This window comes from Brucella pecoris (assembly GCF_006376675.1).
GTDB lineage: Bacteria > Pseudomonadota > Alphaproteobacteria > Rhizobiales > Rhizobiaceae > Brucella > Brucella pecoris.
In genome coordinates this window covers 143,524-159,777 of sequence record NZ_VEWK01000011.1, presented here as the reverse complement: position 1 = coordinate 159,777, position 16,254 = coordinate 143,524, and the positions used below count along the sequence as shown (strand labels likewise).

Genomic DNA, 16,254 nt, shown 5'->3' with positions numbered 1-16,254 from the left:
TAGAGTGGCCACCATGACAGACTATATTCGCGACGGACAGGCGATCTATGACCGGTCTTTCGCCATCATCCGTGCCGAGGCCGATCTAAGCCGGATACCTGCCGATCTGGAAAAGCTTGCAGTCCGTGTCATTCACGCCTGCGGTATGGTGGATGTGGTCAACGACCTCGCTTTCTCGGAAGGTGCGGGCCAAGCCGGGCGCGATGCCTTGCATGCGGGCGCCCCCATTCTCTGCGATGCACGCATGGTGGCCGAAGGCATCACCCGCTCCCGGCTGCCTGCCAATAATGAAGTTATCTGCACGCTTGGCGACCCATCGGTTCCGGAGCTTGCAACGAAAATCGGCAATACCCGTTCGGCCGCAGCGCTCGACCTCTGGCTCCCGCATATTGGCAACAGTATCATTGCAATCGGCAACGCGCCGACCGCCCTCTTCCGCCTGTTCGAATTGCTGGATGCTGGCGCGCCAAAACCGGCACTTATCATCGGCATGCCGGTCGGCTTTGTCGGCGCGGCAGAATCCAAGGACGAACTCGCTGCAAACAGCCGTGGCGTGCCTTATGTGATCGTACGCGGAAGACGCGGCGGCAGCGCCATGACGGCAGCGGCGGTCAATGCGCTCGCGTCGGAGCGCGAATAATGGCGGCAAAAGGCAAACTGTTTGGCCTGGGTGTCGGTCCCGGCGATCCCGAACTGATAACGCTGAAAGCCCTACGCCTCCTCAAAAGCGCACCGGTTGTAGCTTATCACGCCGCCAAGGGGAAGAAGGGCAATGCCCTCACCATCGTCGAGGAATATCTCTCACCGGAACAGGTTCTGGTACCGCTCATCTATCCGGTGACGACGGAAAAGCTCCCGGCGCATATGGATTACGAACAGATCGTCAGCGATTTCTATGGCGAGATAACGAGCACGATAGCGAGCCATCTTGATCGCGGTCAGGATGTCGCCGTGATCGCGGAGGGTGATCCGTTTTTCTATGGCTCGTTCATGTATATTCACGACCGGCTTGCGGATCAGTATGAAACGGAAGTCGTGCCCGGCGTCTGCTCCGTTCTCGGCGCATCTGCCGTGCTGGGCGCGCCGCTTGTCTATCGCAATCAGACATTATCCGTCCTCTCCGGCGTCATGAGCGCAGAAGAACTGAAACGGCGGCTTGCAGATACGGGCGCAGCGGCAATCATGAAACTTGGCAAAAACCTCGACAAGGTTCGCACTGTGCTCGGCGATCTCGGTCTCATGGACCGTGCGCTCTATGTCGAGCGCGCCACCATGTCCAATCAGCGCATTGTGCCGCTGGCGGAAGTCGACGGCAACGATTGCCCCTACTTCTCGATCATTCTTGTTCCGGGGCAAAAATGGAACGGCGCATGATCCCCGCGATTCTGGTTCTTGGAGAAGCGGCGATTCCCGCCGCTCAGCAGATCGCATCGGCACTGAAACATGCCGAGATACGCGGCCTCCAGAACCGTGTTGCGTCGCTGGACAACACTTTCATGCATTTCGGCGATGCGGTCAGATCGCTTTACGAGGAAGGCCGCCCCATCATTGCGCTTTGCGCAGCCGGTATCGTGATCCGGGCGCTCGCCCCTCTCCTGCAGAACAAACGCATTGAACCGCCGGTTCTGGCCGTAGCCGAAGATGGAAGCGCGGTTGTGCCACTTCTGGGTGGTCTCTCCGGCGTCAACGACATGGCCCGGCAGATTGCAGCAGCACTTGAGGTCGCGCCTGCCATAACCACGTCTGGCGAACTACGCTTCGGGATCAATCTGCTGAACCCGCCCGCCGAACTGACCCTTGCCAATCCCGACGACGCGAAAAATTTCACGTCGAACCTGCTCGCGGGACAGAAGGTGCGGCTCGACGGAACATCACGCTGGCTTGCAGATTCCAAACTGCCTTTCGGCGATGACGGTGCACTGACGATCAGCATGACGCCCCACATTCGCACGCCCCGACCAGACGAGCTGATTTATCATCCTCGCAGCGTGGCGATTGCCGTCGATAGGGTCAGCGAGAACATTCAGAACGATATTGAAGATGCTCTCGCCAATGCAGGCATCGCCCCAGCATCTCTGGCATTGCTTCTCGCCCGCGAAAAAGACTGCACCTCACCACAGCTTCAGCACGCGGCAAAGAGCCTCGGCGTTCCGCTACGCTATACTGCAGATGCAACGGATACTCGTGAGATCATCCTTCGTTCGGTGGAACAGCCGGTCGAGCTGATAGAGAGCAATGGGCTTGCCATTGCAGTGGCTGCCACCCCGTCAGATGTTCTGTTCGTTGGTCGAAAACGTGGCAAGCTGGTCGTTATCGGCCTTGGGCCCGGATCACGAGACCTGATGACACCCGCCGTTCAGCACGAACTGGAAAAGGCCGAAGACATTCTCGGCTATGAGACCTATGTGCGGATGGCCGAGGAGAACCTTCGCCCTTTCCGCGCCGATCAGGCCATCCATATGACCGATAATCGAGAGGAAATGCAGCGCGCGCGCCATGCATTCGAACTTGCGGCTTCCGGACGGCATGTCGCCATGGTTTCGTCAGGCGATCCCGGTGTCTTTGCGATGGCTGCGGCAGTTGTCGAGGCGCTTCACGAAACGGATAAGCCTGCATGGCATGGTGTGGAGCTTGTCATCCAGCCCGGTATTTCCGCGGCGATGGCCGCCGCGTCACGTATCGGAGCGCCTCTAGGACACGACTTCTGTAATATTTCACTGTCAGATAATCTCAAACCCTGGGAAATCATCGAGAAGCGCCTTGCGCTTGCTGCTGAAGCCGATTTTGCCATGGCATTCTACAATCCCATCTCCAAGGCGCGTCCACATCAGCTTGGTCGCGCACTGGAAATCCTGCGCCAATATCGATCCCCAGAAACGCCCGTTGTTCTTGGGCGCGACATTGGCAGACCGGCAGAGACGACACGCACAACCACGCTCGGCGCACTGACACCGGATGATGTCGACATGCGAACCGTGGTGATCGTGGGCTCGTCCCACACGCAAGTTTTTGCAAAGTCCGACGGCAGGGAATGGGTTTATACGCCGCGCTGGTACGGCGAAAAGCCAGGAAAATGAAAACAAAAAGGCAGGGAAATCCCTGCCTTTTTCATATGTTAGCTCTGATTGTTGAATCAGTTCTTCTTCGCCTTGGCTTTTTTCGGCTGGGTAGCGGCGGCGGCATCTGCCTTGGCTGCTGCGGCTTCGGCTGCAATCTGATCCGCGCTCTTCGGCGACGTATCTATAACGGCGCGCACACCGCCCTTGGCACTTACCTGGCAAACAGCAGTACGCAGATCGACCTTGAGGTCGACATCGGTGCCGCCGGCTGCGCCCGGACGGGAGTTAACGGCGGAAATAGCATGTTCCGGCAGGAAATACTTGTTAGCAGCGGCGGTGATGCACGGCTGCGCGAGCGCCGGATCGACATAAGCGGTCGGCGTGAAACGCGGCAACGAAATCGTCGGCGCGCTGATCGGGGCATCGGTCTTGCCCGGCGTCGCTGTCGTGGTCGGTACAGTCGTCGTGCAGGCAGCGGCAAGCGGGGCCAACATGGCAATGGCTAGAAAACGGGCTCCAGTGCGGGCGCGTCCGTACATGATCTACCTCATAGGATCTGCTGAGCAGGTAAAATTTTAAGTTCGATAACTATTCGGTTTTGCCCGATTGTCGAGTGGCAGGAAGGTCACATTGCCAGAATTTCGATTCGCATCCACAGGCCTGTCATCACTGTTTTGCGAGAATCCAGTTCAACATCTCACGCCAGTCGGACATTCGGATCGGCGTACCGTGATTGCCGCTCTCGAAACGCCGGAACTGAACCGGATAGCCCGGCGCGCGCTTGCGTATTTCACGATAGAAGGCTTCCTGCTTGTCGATGGCAAAAACCGGATCACGGCTTCCATGCCCGAAGAAGACCGGCACGCGTTTCTTGAATGCGGGTGACTTGAAAAATCCATCATCCCAAAGCGAGCCGAGCAGAATGAGGCCAGCAAGCTCGTTACCGGCCTTTTCATTGGAGGCTATGCGCCAGCAAAGCGTTCCGCCTTGCGAACCGCAGGACAGGATCAACGGAGCATTTGGCGACGATGCCTTGGCTGCATCGATCAGCCCGACAATCTGAGCCTCGCCTGTATCGGCAAAATCCTTGAAATCCGGCGTAATATAGAGGCCGCCATTGAGTGCCGCGAGATTTTTCACACGGTTGAAATTGCCGCCAAAGGTAAAATCGTTCATGCCCTGCAAACGATTGCCGCCCCGACCGTGCAGATAGATGACGATAAAGGATGCGCCTTCGCGCTTACCCGCTGTCACGGCCTTCACCGGCCCGGCGGCGGTCTGAAAGGTGACATCCTTCTGGTAAGCGCGTGCCTTCAGCGAGACATAGGCATCCTTCACACGCTTTTCGGGCACCGTATCGCGCCCATTGATATCGCGCATCTCGTTGTAATCGATGACCTTATAATCACCATTGTCAGCGCTGCTGATAATACCGGGATAGGCGAAATAATCGTCCTTATACGGCGGCAACGACGCTGCCCCCGATGCCGTCACAGTCGAGAACAGAAACAATGCCCCAAACAGGCCACCCATTCCATGCTTCGACATTCTATGGCTCATGGGATTACAGCTCCAGCGTATGGTAGCGCCTGTTGAGATAGACCAGCGCCTCGTCCTCGGATTTGGACCGCAGGCCCACGACTTCCCCGAAAAGCACGTGATGCGTGGAATGATCCTGTACACTGACGACTCGGCAGTCGAAAGCGGCAAGCGCACCTTGCAATATGGGTGCTCCGGTCACCTGAACATCCCAGCGCGCCAGTTCGAAGCGCTCATCCTGCGTCAGTCCGATACGGCCAGAAAATGCATCCGCAAGCTGCTGATGCGACCCCGCGAGCGTATTGACGGCGAAAACACCGTTTTCGATGAACAGCCGATTTTCTTCGTGAATCTTCTGCAGGCAGATCAGGATCGTCGGCGGATTGTCCGACACCGAACAGGCGGCAGTCAGCGTCAAACCACGCCTTCCCGCACTACCGGCGGTCGTGACGATCTGCACTGCACCCGCATAATGGCTCATGGCATCGCGGTAGGACTTGGATTCCACCGAAGCTGCACTTGAAATGATGTTCTTAATCGTTTGCACGTCAAACAGAATCCGTCTTGCCCAAGGGCATGTCACCTGAAGCCAGCTACCTTAATAACAAGCCGCAATAACGGCCCATGTAACGGGCCCCCATAACGGGCATTGCACAAAGGCGAGGAAACAGCTACCCACTTTTCGTTGAAAATGCCACGAATTGTTTAATGAAGACGGATCACGTGATCGAGTTAGGGAAACGTCCGGCTGCAGTGCTGACAAGCATCATCCTTACACTGCTGGCCAGTTCAGTACTGGCACAGGCGGAGGATATGCGCATTGGACTTGCGGCACCTCTGTCCGGAACCTTCGCTCCATTGGGCAATCAGTTGGCTGAAGGCGCCCGCGTTGCAGCAGCAGCAAAAGGCGCGGAACTTGTCATTTCCGATGATCGCTGCGATGCCGAAGGCGGCAAAGAAGCAGCAGAACGGTTCGTGCAGGAAAGCGTCCGGGTCGCAACCGGCTTTCTATGCCCGGAAGCACTGGAGGCAGCGCTCCCTATTCTGACGGCGGGAAACATCCCCATTGTGGCGTCAGGTGTCAGCGAACTCACACTGACCGAACGGCGCGCATCTACGCCAATGGCGGTATTTCGTCTTGCAACCGGGCTAGACAAGGAAACGCAGGCGACGGGAAGTTTTCTCGGCAGCCTTTGGCGCGCGCAGGCTTTCGCAATTATTGATGACGGCACGATTGAAGGGCGCGAGCGCGCGGCGCGCGTTTTGGCCCGTCTCAAGGAACAACAGCTACAGCCGGTATTTATCGATACCTATCGGCCAGGGCTTGATAATCAAAATGCGCTAGTCGCCCGGCTGCGACGCGCAGGCGCTACCCATGTTTACGTCGGCGGTGAGCGAGACGATATTGCCGCTATAGGCACAAGCGCTACCGCGCTCAACTATCCGCTGACGATCGCAGGTGGCAGCCTTCTGGAGGCCACTTCTGGCGCCCAACCTTTAAGTCAGGGCACGTTGATGATCGCACCGCTCCGGCCACAGGACCTGTCGACGGCGAAGCCCGCAATTGATGCATTACGTCAGGCCGGGAAACTTGCAGATGCCTATGCAGTCACCGGTTATGCCAGCATCGAAATCGCTGCGGACGTGATCAAGCGTGCAGACGAGCAGAAACAGCCGATTATCGACACAATCCGCAATAATTCCTTTGAAACCGTCCTCGGGACGATCAAGTTCGACGCTGACGGCATCCGAACAGACAACCCGAACCGCCTGCAACGTTTCGACGGCAAACGGTTTGTGCTAGCCGACAAGTAGTCCAATCAGGCTTACGGCGATCACGAGTCCGGTCATCAGGCTCATTGTCGACCAGAAAAGGTGAAGCGCCGCATCGATATCGTCGGCGTTGGCGTCGCGTTTGCCGGATGCATTCAGCATAGGCCCCTCGACTTTGTCCGCTCCATATTGACGTGGACCGGCCAACGCCAGCCCCAACCCACCCGCAAAGGCCGATTCCGGCCAGCCAGCATTGGGCGAGCGATGCAGGCGCGCATCACGCCACATGACGGAGAAAGCTTCTCGTCCCGAAAGCCTGTCTTTCGTGATCGCAGTGGCAAGAGAAGCAAGCAGCCCGGTCAGTCTGGCTGGGATATAATTGGCGACATCGTCCAGCTTTGCGACAAAACGACCGAAATGGCGATAGCGGTCATTCAGATGACCGATCATCGAGTCAGCCGTATTAATTAGCTTGTAGGCGAACAAACCCGGTAATCCACCGACCAGAAACCAGAAAGCGGGCGCAACAATGCCGTCCGAAGCGTTCTCGGCAAGACTTTCTATCGCTGCACGGCTGACGCCGCCTTCATCAAGATGTTCGGGATTGCGCCCGACGATCATCGACACAGCCCGGCGACCGCCCTCGATCCCCTCCTCACGCAATGCCAGCGCGACCGCCTGTACATGATCGGCCAGGCTTTTCTGTGCAAGCAGTACCGTCACGATCAGGATTTCGGCAATTGCACCAGCAGTTCCGACATAGGGCAACAAGCTTTCAATGATAAGCCCCGTAACCACGCAGGCCGACACGAGTCCGATCGTCAGCCACATGCCGTTTCTACGAAGATTCGCCGCAGAGAAATTACGATTGTTCCAGCGCTTTTCACCCCACGAAATCGCTTTCCCGAACCAAACGACAGGATGCGGCACCCTCTGCCACAGCCGTGGCGGATCGCCGACAAAGCGATCCAGAAGAAGCGCCAGCGAAAGGATAATGAGCTTTATTTCCATGAGCTTGACCAGAAAAACTGAATCAAAATTTCAACGCCTTTTCAAACCGCGCAAGCGCCACATCGTCCAAAGGCAAACCAATGCGCAACCAGCGCGACGCGTAATTGAATTTCCGGACCAGAATATGTCTCTCGCACAATCTGGTATAAATCCCGAGTGCATCCGCATGTTCGACGAGCGAAAACAATGCCGTTCCGCCAATTTCTTTCAGACCGCTTTTTTCCAGAACAGCCGACAATTTGAGCCGCCGCAGATCGATACGCGCACGATAACCGGCAAGAGCTTCGGCATCGTTGAATGCATGGCTGGCGATTGCGAGCGCCGGGCCGGAAACCGCCCATGGGCCAAGCCGCCGCTCCAATGCCTCAACGAAACGGCCACCCGCAATTGCAAAGCCCAAACGCACGCCAGCCAGCCCGAAAAACTTGCCGAAGGATTTCAGCACGATCATCGGTGCATCTTCCGCATTTGCGGCGACGCTGACGGCTTCATGTGCATCGGCGAAAGCCTCGTCCACGACCAGAAAGCCGCCGCGCGCACCGAGCTTTTGCGAAAGATGCAGGAGAGCTTCTCTCGAAACCACGCGACCGTCGGGATTGTTCGGATTAACGATGACTGCGGCAGTCGCCTCGTCTGGAATTTCGTCAATCGTCGCGCATTGCACGACCGTCCAGCCGGAAGCAGCGAATGAGGCCGCATGTTCCTGATAAGTCGGCCCGAGGACGGCAACCGTCGACCGGGTAGCCAATGTCGGAACGAGCTGGATCAAAGCCTGCGTGCCCGGCGCTGCAACAATTAGTGTTTTCTCGTTCAGCCGGTAATAGCTGCGGGCCAGCCGCAGCGTTTCTTGCAACAGCCCCTCGTCCGGCAGACGGTTCCAGATTGCCGGTGTCAGTTCGGGAAGTGGAAAATGCTCGGGATTGATGCCCGTCGAAAGGTCGAGCCAATCTTGCAGCCTGCCGCCAAAACGCGCGATGGCTTTGTCGAGCGCACCGCCATGCTCGATTTCTGCGCTCAAGCTTTCTCTCCGCAAAAATCGATGACATGCATGAACGAGCCCGAAACGGTGCCAACTCTCAGGCCCGCCTCGCCCAGATCGTCGCCGACAGCATCAAGCACCCGGAAAAGACGATCAGCCTTTCCTTCGCGCACGATGCTTGCATAGTGAAACTCATGCGCCTTCAAGGACAGCATCCAGGGCGAACCTTCAAGTGGTTCCAGCATACGGTAGCCAAGATGCAGCTTTCTTTTCGCAAAACTCGTCTCAAGCGGCAGAAGACCCAACATCGGGTGTGCAACACCCGCCGCATCGTGCAAGCTCTCACCGAGAACCATGTAGCCGCCGCATTCGCCATAAATCGTCACGCCGCGCATGGCAGCCTCACGGATACCGCTTTGAAAATGCACAGCCTGCGACAAACGTCCGGCATGAAGCTCAGGATAACCGCCTGGCAGATAGACTGCATCAGCGTCCTGTCTTGGAGACTCGTCTGCAAGCGGTGAGAAGAACGAAATCTCCACCCCTCGCCTGCGCCACCCCTCAAACAAGTGCGCATAGGCAAAGGCGAATGCATCGTCACGGGCAACAGCAACATGATTGCCAAACGGCTTCAGACGCGGAACATTGGCCATCGCATCGTACCGCTTCGGTCGCGACCAGATGCCTTGAAGTGCACCCATGTCGATATGCGTTTCCATCACATCGGCAGCATGCTCAAGAAAGCTTTCAAGATCGGAATGCTCTCCAGCCTGCACCAGCCCCAGGTGTCTTTCTGGCAGCGAAAGAGCGACATCACGAGGCAAGGCACCGAGAACCGGAATGCCGAGCGGCTCCAGCGCGCCACGCAACATCGCCTCATGGCGAGAACTGCCGACGCGATTGAGGATAATTCCCGCGATCAGCACATCCTTGCGAAACTGACTGAAACCCCACACCAGCGCCGCGATGGAATGCGATTGCTTCGCGCAATCCACCACCAGTACTATCGGCAGATCGAGAAGCTGCGCCAGATCGGCAGAAGAACCCTTGCCGTCTATCGCTCCGTCGAAGAGCCCCATCATGCCCTCGGCAACCAATAGTTTGGCACCGCTTTCAGTCATGCGGGAGGAAAGCGCACTGATAAGTTCAGGGCGCATCGCCCACGGGTCCAGATTAAAGCAGTCCGCGCCGCTCGCAGCCTTGTGATAGGCGGGGTCGATATAGTCGGGACCGACCTTCACCGGCGCAAGCGCTTCTCCCCGCCGTTTCAAGGCGCGCAGCAAACCCAGTGTTACCGTTGTCTTACCAGACCCGGAAGCTGGCGCTGCTATCATGAACCCCTTCATGCGCTTTGCGCTCCCTCATTTTGGTTTCGCCTGGAAAGCGGGTCGCTGGACAAGGCTTTACCGCTTAACGCGCCCATCCAGTCCAGCCCGGCCCGCAGACGAACCACTTGGCCCACAACCACGATTGCAGGCGGGTTCAGCCCCGCCGCTTCAACATCTTTTGCAGCCCGCGCCAATGTTGTTTCAAGTACGGTCTGGTTGGGGAGGCTTGCATTGCACACGAAGGCCACAGGCTCATCCTGCGAACGTCCAGCCTCAATTAGCCGCTTGGCAATAAGGTCTATATGTTTCATCGCCATATACATGACGATGACAGGCGATGATCTGGCAATGCCCGCCCAATCGACGCCATCCGGCATAGCACCGGTTGCGTCGTGACCGGTCAGAAACGTCACTGATTGATTGATATCGCGATGGGTCGCGGCAATGCCTGCATAGGCAAGCCCACCGATTCCGGCGGTGACGCCCGGCACGATGCGGAACGGAACACCATGTTCCACCAAGGTCAGCGCCTCTTCTGCGCCCCGTCCGAAAACAAACGGATCGCCGCCTTTCAGGCGCAGCACCTTCTTGCCCTGTTTGGCAAGTTCCACAAGCCGCAGGGAAATATCGCGCTGTTTCGGCGAAGGCTTGCCGCCGCGTTTGCCTGCATATTCCAGAACAGCGGCTGCATTCTTGAGAGACAGACAGGCATCATCCACCAGCGCATCGTAAACGATGACATCCGCCTGCTGCAAAGCGTTGACAGCGTGGAGGGTCAAGAGACCGGGGTCACCCGGTCCAGCTCCCACGAGCCAGACGTGGCCGGGTTCCATCACAGGCAGGGTCACTTTGCTCTTCGCAATGACACATGCAGCCGGTTCTTCAGCCTTGTTCATTCTCGTCAACCACATTGATCCACTAGCGGCACAGCTATCAGATACATTATAAGGCGTCCATGAATGACGAAACCGCTCCAACGAATAAAAGTCAGGGAAAAGCCGAGCTTCGCCGCGGCTGGACGACTGGCGCCTGCGCGACCGCTGCCACAAAGGCTGCATTGACGGCGCTCATCACCGGGGAATTTCCCGATCCTGTCGGCATAATTCTGCCCAAAGGGGAAGTACCCTATTTCCTGCTTGCCTATGAAGGGCTCGGCGAAGGCTATGCGATGGCAGGCATCGTCAAGGATGCGGGCGACGATCCCGATGTAACCCATGGCGCTACGATCATCTCAACGGTATTCCCGGCTCCCCCCGGAACCGGCGTTATCTTTCGCGCCGGTGAAGGCGTCGGCACAGTCACGCGCCCCGGCCTGCAAATCCCTCCGGGCGAAGCAGCTATCAATCCGGTTCCGCGCCGCATGATGACGGAAATATGCGAACAGATTTGCGCTGAATATGGTCTGCCCGCCGATCTTGTCATTACGATATCGGTGCCCGGCGGCGAAGAGATTGCCAAGAAGACATGGAACCCACGCCTCGGAATCGTTGGCGGTATTTCCATTCTCGGCACCACCGGTGTGGTCCACCCGTTTTCCTGTTCGGCCTGGATTCATTCGATCCATCGCGGCATCGACGTTGCACGCGCTGCCGGGCAGAAACACGTACTCGGCGCAACCGGCTCGACGTCCGAGGATGCCGCGCAAGCGCTCTATGATCTGCCGGATTTTGCAGTTCTCGATATGGGCGATTTCGCAGGCGGTGTGCTCAAATATCTGCGTGAGCACCCCATCGACAAACTGACAATCGCAGGCGGTTTCGCCAAGCTGACAAAGCTTGCGCAAGGCGCTCTCGATCTCCATTCTTCACGGTCGCAAGTGGACAAGAACTTCCTCTGGATCATCGCCGAGAAAGCCGGTGCGCCGGAGACCATGAAGGATCAGATTCTCTTTGCGAACACTGCGCTGGAAGTACTTGAACTGACTCAATCAATTGGCATCGACATGGCCACACCAATTGCGCTCAGGGCGAAGGAAACAGCACTCGAAACCCTTCGCGGCGCGCCTGTGGAAGTCGAGATTATCGTGACTGATCGCAGTGGAAATATCCTTGCGCGCGTCTGACCCCAAGATACTCATTCTCGGCGGAACGGCCGAGGCTGCGGCGCTTGCAACGGCCTTTGCGAAACTGCCCGTCAATGCCATCACATCGCTTGCCGGACGCACCAGTAATCCGGCGAAACTGACCGGAACAGTTCGAAGCGGTGGCTTCGGAGGCATTGACGGCCTTGCCGCCTATCTCGACAGCGAAGGGATCGATCTCATCATCGATGCGACCCATCCCTATGCTGCACGCATCTCGCAAAATGCGATTCAGGCGGCAGGCAAGCGCGGCATACCATTGGTGAGGTTGGAGCGCCCCGCTTGGGAGAAAAAGCCGCAAGATCATTGGGTTGATATTTCCGATGAAGCCGAAGCAGCGAATGCTATCCCGTCCGGTGAGCGTGTGTTTCTGGCGCTCGGTCGCCAGCATATCGCCCCCTTTGCGGAGCGTGCCGATGTTCATTTCATCATTCGCATGATCGATCCGCCGGATGTGACACTGCCACAGGATTGCGAGATCGTTCTGGCAAGACCCGGCGACTACACTGCGGAAAGGCATTTTCTGGAAAACCGCCGGATCGGGCGGATCGTCAGCCGCAATTCAGGCGGCACCATTTCCTATGCAAAAATCGAGGCAGCCCGCGCGCTTGGACTTCCCGTCATGATGATTGCCCGCCCACCGGTTGCGGCCAGAAACGTTGTCGCCTTGCCGGAAGATGCAATCGTATTCGCCCGCACAGCACTAGGCTTTTGAACGCGCCACATGGCTGTGCGCCTCATGATAAAGCGCTGAATCACGAAAGCTCTTGGGGTCCAGTCCGCGCCCGACAAAAATCATTGCCGTGCGTTTCAGCCCGGACGCAGCAACCTTCTCCGCTATATCCGACAACGTGCCGCGCAAAATCTGCTCATCCGGCCATCCAATCCGATAGGCGACAACCACCGGGCAGCCAGCACCGTAAAGCGGTTTCAGCTCGGCCTCGATTTTGGCGAGGTTTCGGATGGAAAGATGAATCACCAGCGTCGCCCCCGACCGCCCGAGCGTAGCAAGGTCTTCGCCTTCAGGCATAGCGGACGACTTCATCGAGGTGCGGGTCAGGATGATGGTCTGGTTGATCTCCGGAATAGTGAGTTCCTGCTTCATGGCGGCGGCGGCAGCGGCAAAGGCTGGCACTCCCGGCGTCACGTCATAAGGGATACCGAGGCTGTCCAGCCGACGCATCTGTTCGGCCATCGCGCCGTAAATCGACGGATCACCTGAATGCACCCGCGCAACGTCGAGGCCTTGGGCGTGGGCAGCTTGGATCTCGGCAACGATCTCATCAAGGGTTAGCGATGAGCTGTCGATCAAACGCGCATCTTTCGGCGCACCCGCAACAACCTCCTTCGGCACCAGCGATCCCGCATAGATGCAGACAGGACATTGCTCGATCAGGCGCAGACCGCGCACGGTGATAAGGTCCGCCGCGCCGGGGCCAGCGCCAATGAAATGAACTGTCACGATTTTCCCTTCCTGAACCTCGGACATGACTGTCCATGGTGTCGAAAGTCAATCCGTTTCCGGCAGCAACTCTTCGATATCGTTGAAGATCGATTGCCATTCTTCGTCCGTCAGTTCGAAGAAATTGAAGCTGCGCAACAGGAAGGCACCTTCATTGGCTATGAAAGCGAGGCGAGTCCTGCGTCCCTCCGGTGTGGAGACATCAAGCCCATCCCATTGCTTGCGATACCAGAGGCGGGTTTCGTCCAGATATTCGGTATTCGGAATGAGACTGGTCATCATGGCGGCAAAGCGCGAATCGTCCTCGGCATCGCTTTCGCGGGTCACACGAATATGAGCGGCAATATGAGAAAGCGCGTCCATGCGGCCCTGCTTTTTCTTGGTCACCTGCGCATCGAAACGGTCACCCCACCGCGCGATCATTGCTTTCAGAAGCCCATCCTTATTGCCGAAGCAATACTGAACGCCCCCTTTGGTCACACCGGAGGACTGTGCGACGGCGTCCATGGTCAGGGCCGCCAGACCGCCTTCAGCGACGAGCTTTTCCGCCATATCGAGCACATGGTCGCGGTCGATTGAGCGCGGCCTGCCCATTTTGTGCAAATTATTACTTTCCATACAGACGGATTTATATTAAGTGAGCCCTCCCTGCAAGTTTGAATACAAGCGTATTGAAAAGGTACTTACCGATGTTGCCGAAAAATCGCTGGCTGGTTCTGACTATTGTTTCCAGTGCATTGTTCCTGATCGTCGTGGACATGACGGTGCTCTACACGGCGCTGCCCCGCCTCACCCACGATCTGGCGGCCAGCGCTTCGGAAAAGCTCTGGATCATGAATATTTATCCGCTCGTCGTTGCGGGCCTTCTGCCGGGCCTCGGCACGCTCGGCGACAAGGTCGGCCACAAACGCATGTTCATGTCGGGATTGGCGATCTTCGGGCTTGCCTCCTTCTGCGCAGCTTATTCACCAAACCCGGAGTTTCTTATCGCCGCCCGCGCATTTCTGGCTTGCGGTGCCGCTATGATGATGCCAGCGACACTCTCCATCATTCGGCTGACATTCACCGATGATAAAGAGCGTTCGCTTGCGATCGGCATTTGGGCGGCCATTGCATCAGGTGGTGCAGCTATCGGCCCTGTGGCAGGCGGCGTTCTGCTTGAATATTTCTGGTGGGGATCGGTCTTCCTTATCAATGTGCCCGTTGTGCTGGTCGCGCTGGCATTCTCCGTCTTCACACTTGAAAACCGTCCGCTCGGATCGAAGCGCAAATGGGATTTGATCGGTTCTGTCCAGATCATGGTTGGACTAATTGCACTCACCTATGCCGTGAAAGAGCTCGCAAAACGCGATGCGTCGATGATCGTGTTCGGAGCTGCGCTGGCAGTCGGGCTGGTCGCCTCGTTTTTCTTCGTGCGTAGGCAACTCGCAAGCGACGAACCGCTGATCGACTTCTCCCTGTTTAACAACAGGCTGTTTTCGATGGGCGTTTTCGCGGCCCTTGTAGCCTCCGGATCTATGACGGGCATGGAACTCGTCTTCAGCCAACGCATGCAACTGATTGAAGGAATGACACCCTTGCATGCCGGATTGTCGATCTTGCCGATCCCTCTGGCTGCCTTCGTTGCCGGTCCACTCGCCGGTATCATGCTGCCGCGCCTCGGCGCTGGCAGACTCCTGTGGTCGTCACTGGGGATCACGGCGCTTGGCGTTATTGTCTATATTCTGACCTACAAGACTTCAGCGTCGTTTTATCTGGTCGGGCTTGCAATTCTCGGCTTCGGGGTCGGTGCGACCATGACGGGTGCATCATCGGCAATCATGACGAACGCACCGGTCGAAAAGGCAGGCATGGCGGCTTCCGTTGAAGAAGTTTCCTTTGAACTCGGCAATGCGCTCGGTGTAACGGTTTTCGGAAGCATTCTGTCCGTATTTTACACGGCAAGCCTTGTGATTCCCGAAGGCACAGGCATTCCGGCAATTGTACGCGACAGTCTGGATGAAGCACTTCTGGCGGCTCAATCGCTACCGCCAGCCGACGCACAATTCCTGACAGCATTGGCATCGTCAGCTTTTGAAAATGCCTATGTTGCCGTAATTGTAGCAACCGCAGCTCTGCTCTCGGTCGCCACGCTCGTGGCCTACATTGTTCAGCGACGTAAGACCATTACCGCATAGTCCGAAGTCAACACCGGGCGACAGCCAAGGCGGCGGTTGCCCGGCCTGATACGGTTTTCCCGACTGCGAGAAAACCGTTCGCTCCGGCTGCCGCTAGCGCAGCCGCTTCGGCTACGCCATGACATCCGACAGAGCGAAAAACAGCTTCCGATGGGTTTTTGAGACGTGGTGTTTCCTGTTCCAACCGCTCAGCATCGAAGAAACAAAGCGCACATTCATAATGCGCCGCAAGCTCAGTCCATATCGGATCGCCGCGCTTGGTGCTCAAGGTCGCTATGGCATCAGGCCGAGAACCGGGACTTCGTGACAGCACCTGCTCGGCTAAGGCCAAAAGCTCGTCGAATGTCACATCCGACGAGCCACCCATGCCAAGGACTGTGTTGTAGTTCTTAGAACCCACAGGGCGACGACTGGCGCGCTTTGTGCAGCTCTTCCGGCTTCACTCCGAGCGTATCGGCAATGCGCTGGATCATCGTTGCCTCGGAACGATCAAGCCGGTTATCGGAACAAGCAATCTTTACGAGGTCACTCAGCAATGCCAAACGGCGCTCCGGCGCCATCTCCGCCAGCATGTTGGCTGCCTGCTTGGTCGTCGTCTCGTAGGCAAAGTCCTTGAGATATTCCGCTACCTCTGGAAGCTCTTCCGGCGGAATGCCGAAATTCTTTTCTGCAATTTCCTTGAATGCGGCTATTTCAGCCGGATGCTGGTCGCCATCGGCAAACACCACATGCAACAGCAAAAGCAGTTCAGAAGCGAGCGCCGGATCGTCGGCTACACGCTGCACGGCGCTCTTCTTGCTGAGAAAAGCGGTAATCCGCTCAAAAATGCTCTCGCTCATGGAACCC

Annotated in this window: 18 protein-coding genes; 7 read left to right on the top strand and 11 right to left on the bottom strand. The window is 57.3% G+C overall.

The features are described 5' to 3' along the window. Positions 1-13: 13 nt before the first annotated feature. The 3 genes from FIB18_RS19045 to cobJ are packed head-to-tail and all read left to right on the top strand — an operon-like array spanning position 14 to position 3,077. Positions 14-640 (top strand): precorrin-8X methylmutase, encoded by a 627-nt coding sequence (locus FIB18_RS19045; protein ID WP_140022197.1) that lies wholly within the window; start codon positions 14-16, stop codon positions 638-640. After that, positions 640-1,374: a precorrin-2 C(20)-methyltransferase gene (locus FIB18_RS19040; RefSeq protein WP_140022196.1), complete on the top strand. Its 735-nt coding sequence runs from the start codon at positions 640-642 to the stop codon at positions 1,372-1,374. The genes FIB18_RS19045 and FIB18_RS19040 overlap by 1 nt, the downstream gene beginning before the upstream one ends. Beyond that, entirely contained in the window at positions 1,371-3,077 is a 1,707-nt protein-coding gene (gene cobJ / locus FIB18_RS19035) for a precorrin-3B C(17)-methyltransferase (RefSeq protein ID WP_174977455.1), read from the top strand. Before FIB18_RS19040 ends, cobJ begins: the two co-directional genes overlap by 4 nt. Positions 3,078-3,133: 56 nt before the next feature. Here cobJ and FIB18_RS19030 read toward each other — a convergent pair whose 3' ends face one another. The 3 genes from FIB18_RS19030 to FIB18_RS19020 form a co-directional block, all read right to left on the bottom strand. Next, positions 3,134-3,598: a hypothetical protein gene (locus FIB18_RS19030; RefSeq protein WP_140022194.1), complete on the bottom strand. Its 465-nt coding sequence runs from the start codon at positions 3,596-3,598 to the stop codon at positions 3,134-3,136. A gap of 127 nt (positions 3,599-3,725) precedes the next feature. Further along, positions 3,726-4,607, bottom strand: coding sequence for an alpha/beta hydrolase (locus tag FIB18_RS19025; RefSeq protein ID WP_140022193.1), 882 nt, complete (start codon positions 4,605-4,607; stop codon positions 3,726-3,728). Positions 4,608-4,623: 16 nt separating this feature from the next. Further along, a complete protein-coding gene (locus tag FIB18_RS19020) occupies positions 4,624-5,145 on the bottom strand; it encodes a flavin reductase (protein ID WP_071630221.1) in 522 nt (173 codons plus the stop codon). 176 nt (positions 5,146-5,321) lie between these two features. On the opposite strand from FIB18_RS19020, the gene FIB18_RS19015 reads away from it, so the two are divergent. Then, a complete protein-coding gene (locus FIB18_RS19015) occupies positions 5,322-6,413 on the top strand; it encodes a branched-chain amino acid ABC transporter substrate-binding protein (protein WP_140022237.1) in 1,092 nt (363 codons plus the stop codon). On the opposite strand, the gene cbiB is transcribed toward FIB18_RS19015, so the two are convergent. Genes cbiB through cobA form a run of 4 tightly spaced genes read right to left on the bottom strand, consistent with a single transcriptional unit; the run spans position 6,399 to position 10,585 of the window. Then, entirely contained in the window at positions 6,399-7,382 is a 984-nt protein-coding gene (gene cbiB / locus FIB18_RS19010; protein WP_140022192.1) for an adenosylcobinamide-phosphate synthase CbiB, read from the bottom strand. The genes FIB18_RS19015 and cbiB overlap by 15 nt on opposite strands. Positions 7,383-7,404: 22 nt before the next feature. Then, positions 7,405-8,400 (bottom strand): threonine-phosphate decarboxylase CobD, encoded by a 996-nt coding sequence (cobD, locus tag FIB18_RS19005; RefSeq protein ID WP_140022191.1) that lies wholly within the window; start codon positions 8,398-8,400, stop codon positions 7,405-7,407. After that, complete coding sequence (locus FIB18_RS19000) at positions 8,397-9,707, bottom strand: cobyrinate a,c-diamide synthase (RefSeq protein ID WP_140022190.1); 1,311 nt, start codon at positions 9,705-9,707, stop codon at positions 8,397-8,399. Before FIB18_RS19000 ends, cobD begins: the two co-directional genes overlap by 4 nt. Continuing rightward, positions 9,704-10,585 carry a uroporphyrinogen-III C-methyltransferase gene (gene cobA, locus FIB18_RS18995; protein WP_140022189.1) on the bottom strand — a complete coding sequence of 294 codons (882 nt, stop codon included), beginning with the start codon at positions 10,583-10,585 and terminating at the stop codon, positions 9,704-9,706. Before cobA ends, FIB18_RS19000 begins: the two co-directional genes overlap by 4 nt. A 59-nt stretch (positions 10,586-10,644) precedes the next feature. Between cobA and FIB18_RS18990 the strand changes: the two genes are divergently transcribed. After that, positions 10,645-11,751, top strand: coding sequence for a cobalt-precorrin-5B (C(1))-methyltransferase (locus FIB18_RS18990; RefSeq protein WP_140022188.1), 1,107 nt, complete (start codon positions 10,645-10,647; stop codon positions 11,749-11,751). Next, positions 11,738-12,484 (top strand): cobalt-precorrin-6A reductase, encoded by a 747-nt coding sequence (locus FIB18_RS18985; RefSeq protein ID WP_140022187.1) that lies wholly within the window; start codon positions 11,738-11,740, stop codon positions 12,482-12,484. The genes FIB18_RS18990 and FIB18_RS18985 overlap by 14 nt, the downstream gene beginning before the upstream one ends. Here FIB18_RS18985 and cobM read toward each other — a convergent pair. Both cobM and FIB18_RS18975 read right to left on the bottom strand, forming a co-directional pair. Beyond that, positions 12,473-13,231: a precorrin-4 C(11)-methyltransferase gene (cobM, locus tag FIB18_RS18980; protein WP_140022186.1), complete on the bottom strand. Its 759-nt coding sequence runs from the start codon at positions 13,229-13,231 to the stop codon at positions 12,473-12,475. The genes FIB18_RS18985 and cobM overlap by 12 nt on opposite strands. Before the next feature lie 48 nt (positions 13,232-13,279). After that, on the bottom strand, positions 13,280-13,825 hold the full coding sequence (locus tag FIB18_RS18975) for a TetR/AcrR family transcriptional regulator (RefSeq protein ID WP_168436598.1): 546 nt from the start codon (positions 13,823-13,825) through the stop codon (positions 13,280-13,282). Positions 13,826-13,920: 95 nt separating this feature from the next. On the opposite strand from FIB18_RS18975, the gene FIB18_RS18970 reads away from it, so the two are divergent. Continuing rightward, positions 13,921-15,408, top strand: a complete 1,488-nt coding sequence (locus FIB18_RS18970; RefSeq protein ID WP_140022184.1) for an MFS transporter — start codon at positions 13,921-13,923, stop codon at positions 15,406-15,408. 7 nt (positions 15,409-15,415) lie between these two features. Here FIB18_RS18970 and FIB18_RS18965 read toward each other — a convergent pair whose 3' ends face one another. Both FIB18_RS18965 and FIB18_RS18960 read right to left on the bottom strand, forming a co-directional pair. Further along, positions 15,416-15,775, bottom strand: a complete 360-nt coding sequence (locus FIB18_RS18965; protein ID WP_140022236.1) for a cobalamin biosynthesis protein — start codon at positions 15,773-15,775, stop codon at positions 15,416-15,418. A 22-nt stretch (positions 15,776-15,797) separates the two neighbouring features. Next, positions 15,798-16,247 (bottom strand): tellurite resistance TerB family protein, encoded by a 450-nt coding sequence (locus FIB18_RS18960; protein WP_061346103.1) that lies wholly within the window; start codon positions 16,245-16,247, stop codon positions 15,798-15,800. Positions 16,248-16,254 lie beyond the last annotated feature (7 nt).

Bases quoted from the DNA above. Each gene is read 5' to 3' on its own strand.
- FIB18_RS19045 (WP_140022197.1), top strand. From the start codon at position 14: ATGACAGACTATATTCGCGACGGACAGGCGATCTATGACCGGTCTTTC.
- FIB18_RS19040 (WP_140022196.1), top strand. From the start codon at position 640: ATGGCGGCAAAAGGCAAACTGTTTGGCCTGGGTGTCGGTCCCGGCGAT.
- cobJ (WP_174977455.1), top strand. From the start codon at position 1,371: ATGATCCCCGCGATTCTGGTTCTTGGAGAAGCGGCGATTCCCGCCGCT.
- FIB18_RS19030 (WP_140022194.1), bottom strand. From the start codon at position 3,598: ATGTACGGACGCGCCCGCACTGGAGCCCGTTTTCTAGCCATTGCCATG.
- FIB18_RS19025 (WP_140022193.1), bottom strand. From the start codon at position 4,607: ATGTCGAAGCATGGAATGGGTGGCCTGTTTGGGGCATTGTTTCTGTTC.
- cbiB (WP_140022192.1), bottom strand. From the start codon at position 7,382: ATGGAAATAAAGCTCATTATCCTTTCGCTGGCGCTTCTTCTGGATCGC.
- FIB18_RS19000 (WP_140022190.1), bottom strand. From the start codon at position 9,707: ATGAAGGGGTTCATGATAGCAGCGCCAGCTTCCGGGTCTGGTAAGACA.
- cobA (WP_140022189.1), bottom strand. From the start codon at position 10,585: ATGAACAAGGCTGAAGAACCGGCTGCATGTGTCATTGCGAAGAGCAAA.
- FIB18_RS18990 (WP_140022188.1), top strand. From the start codon at position 10,645: ATGAATGACGAAACCGCTCCAACGAATAAAAGTCAGGGAAAAGCCGAG.
- FIB18_RS18975 (WP_168436598.1), bottom strand. From the start codon at position 13,825: ATGGGCAGGCCGCGCTCAATCGACCGCGACCATGTGCTCGATATGGCG.
- FIB18_RS18970 (WP_140022184.1), top strand. From the start codon at position 13,921: ATGTTGCCGAAAAATCGCTGGCTGGTTCTGACTATTGTTTCCAGTGCA.
- FIB18_RS18965 (WP_140022236.1), bottom strand. From the start codon at position 15,775: ATGGGTGGCTCGTCGGATGTGACATTCGACGAGCTTTTGGCCTTAGCC.
- FIB18_RS18960 (WP_061346103.1), bottom strand. From the start codon at position 16,247: ATGAGCGAGAGCATTTTTGAGCGGATTACCGCTTTTCTCAGCAAGAAG.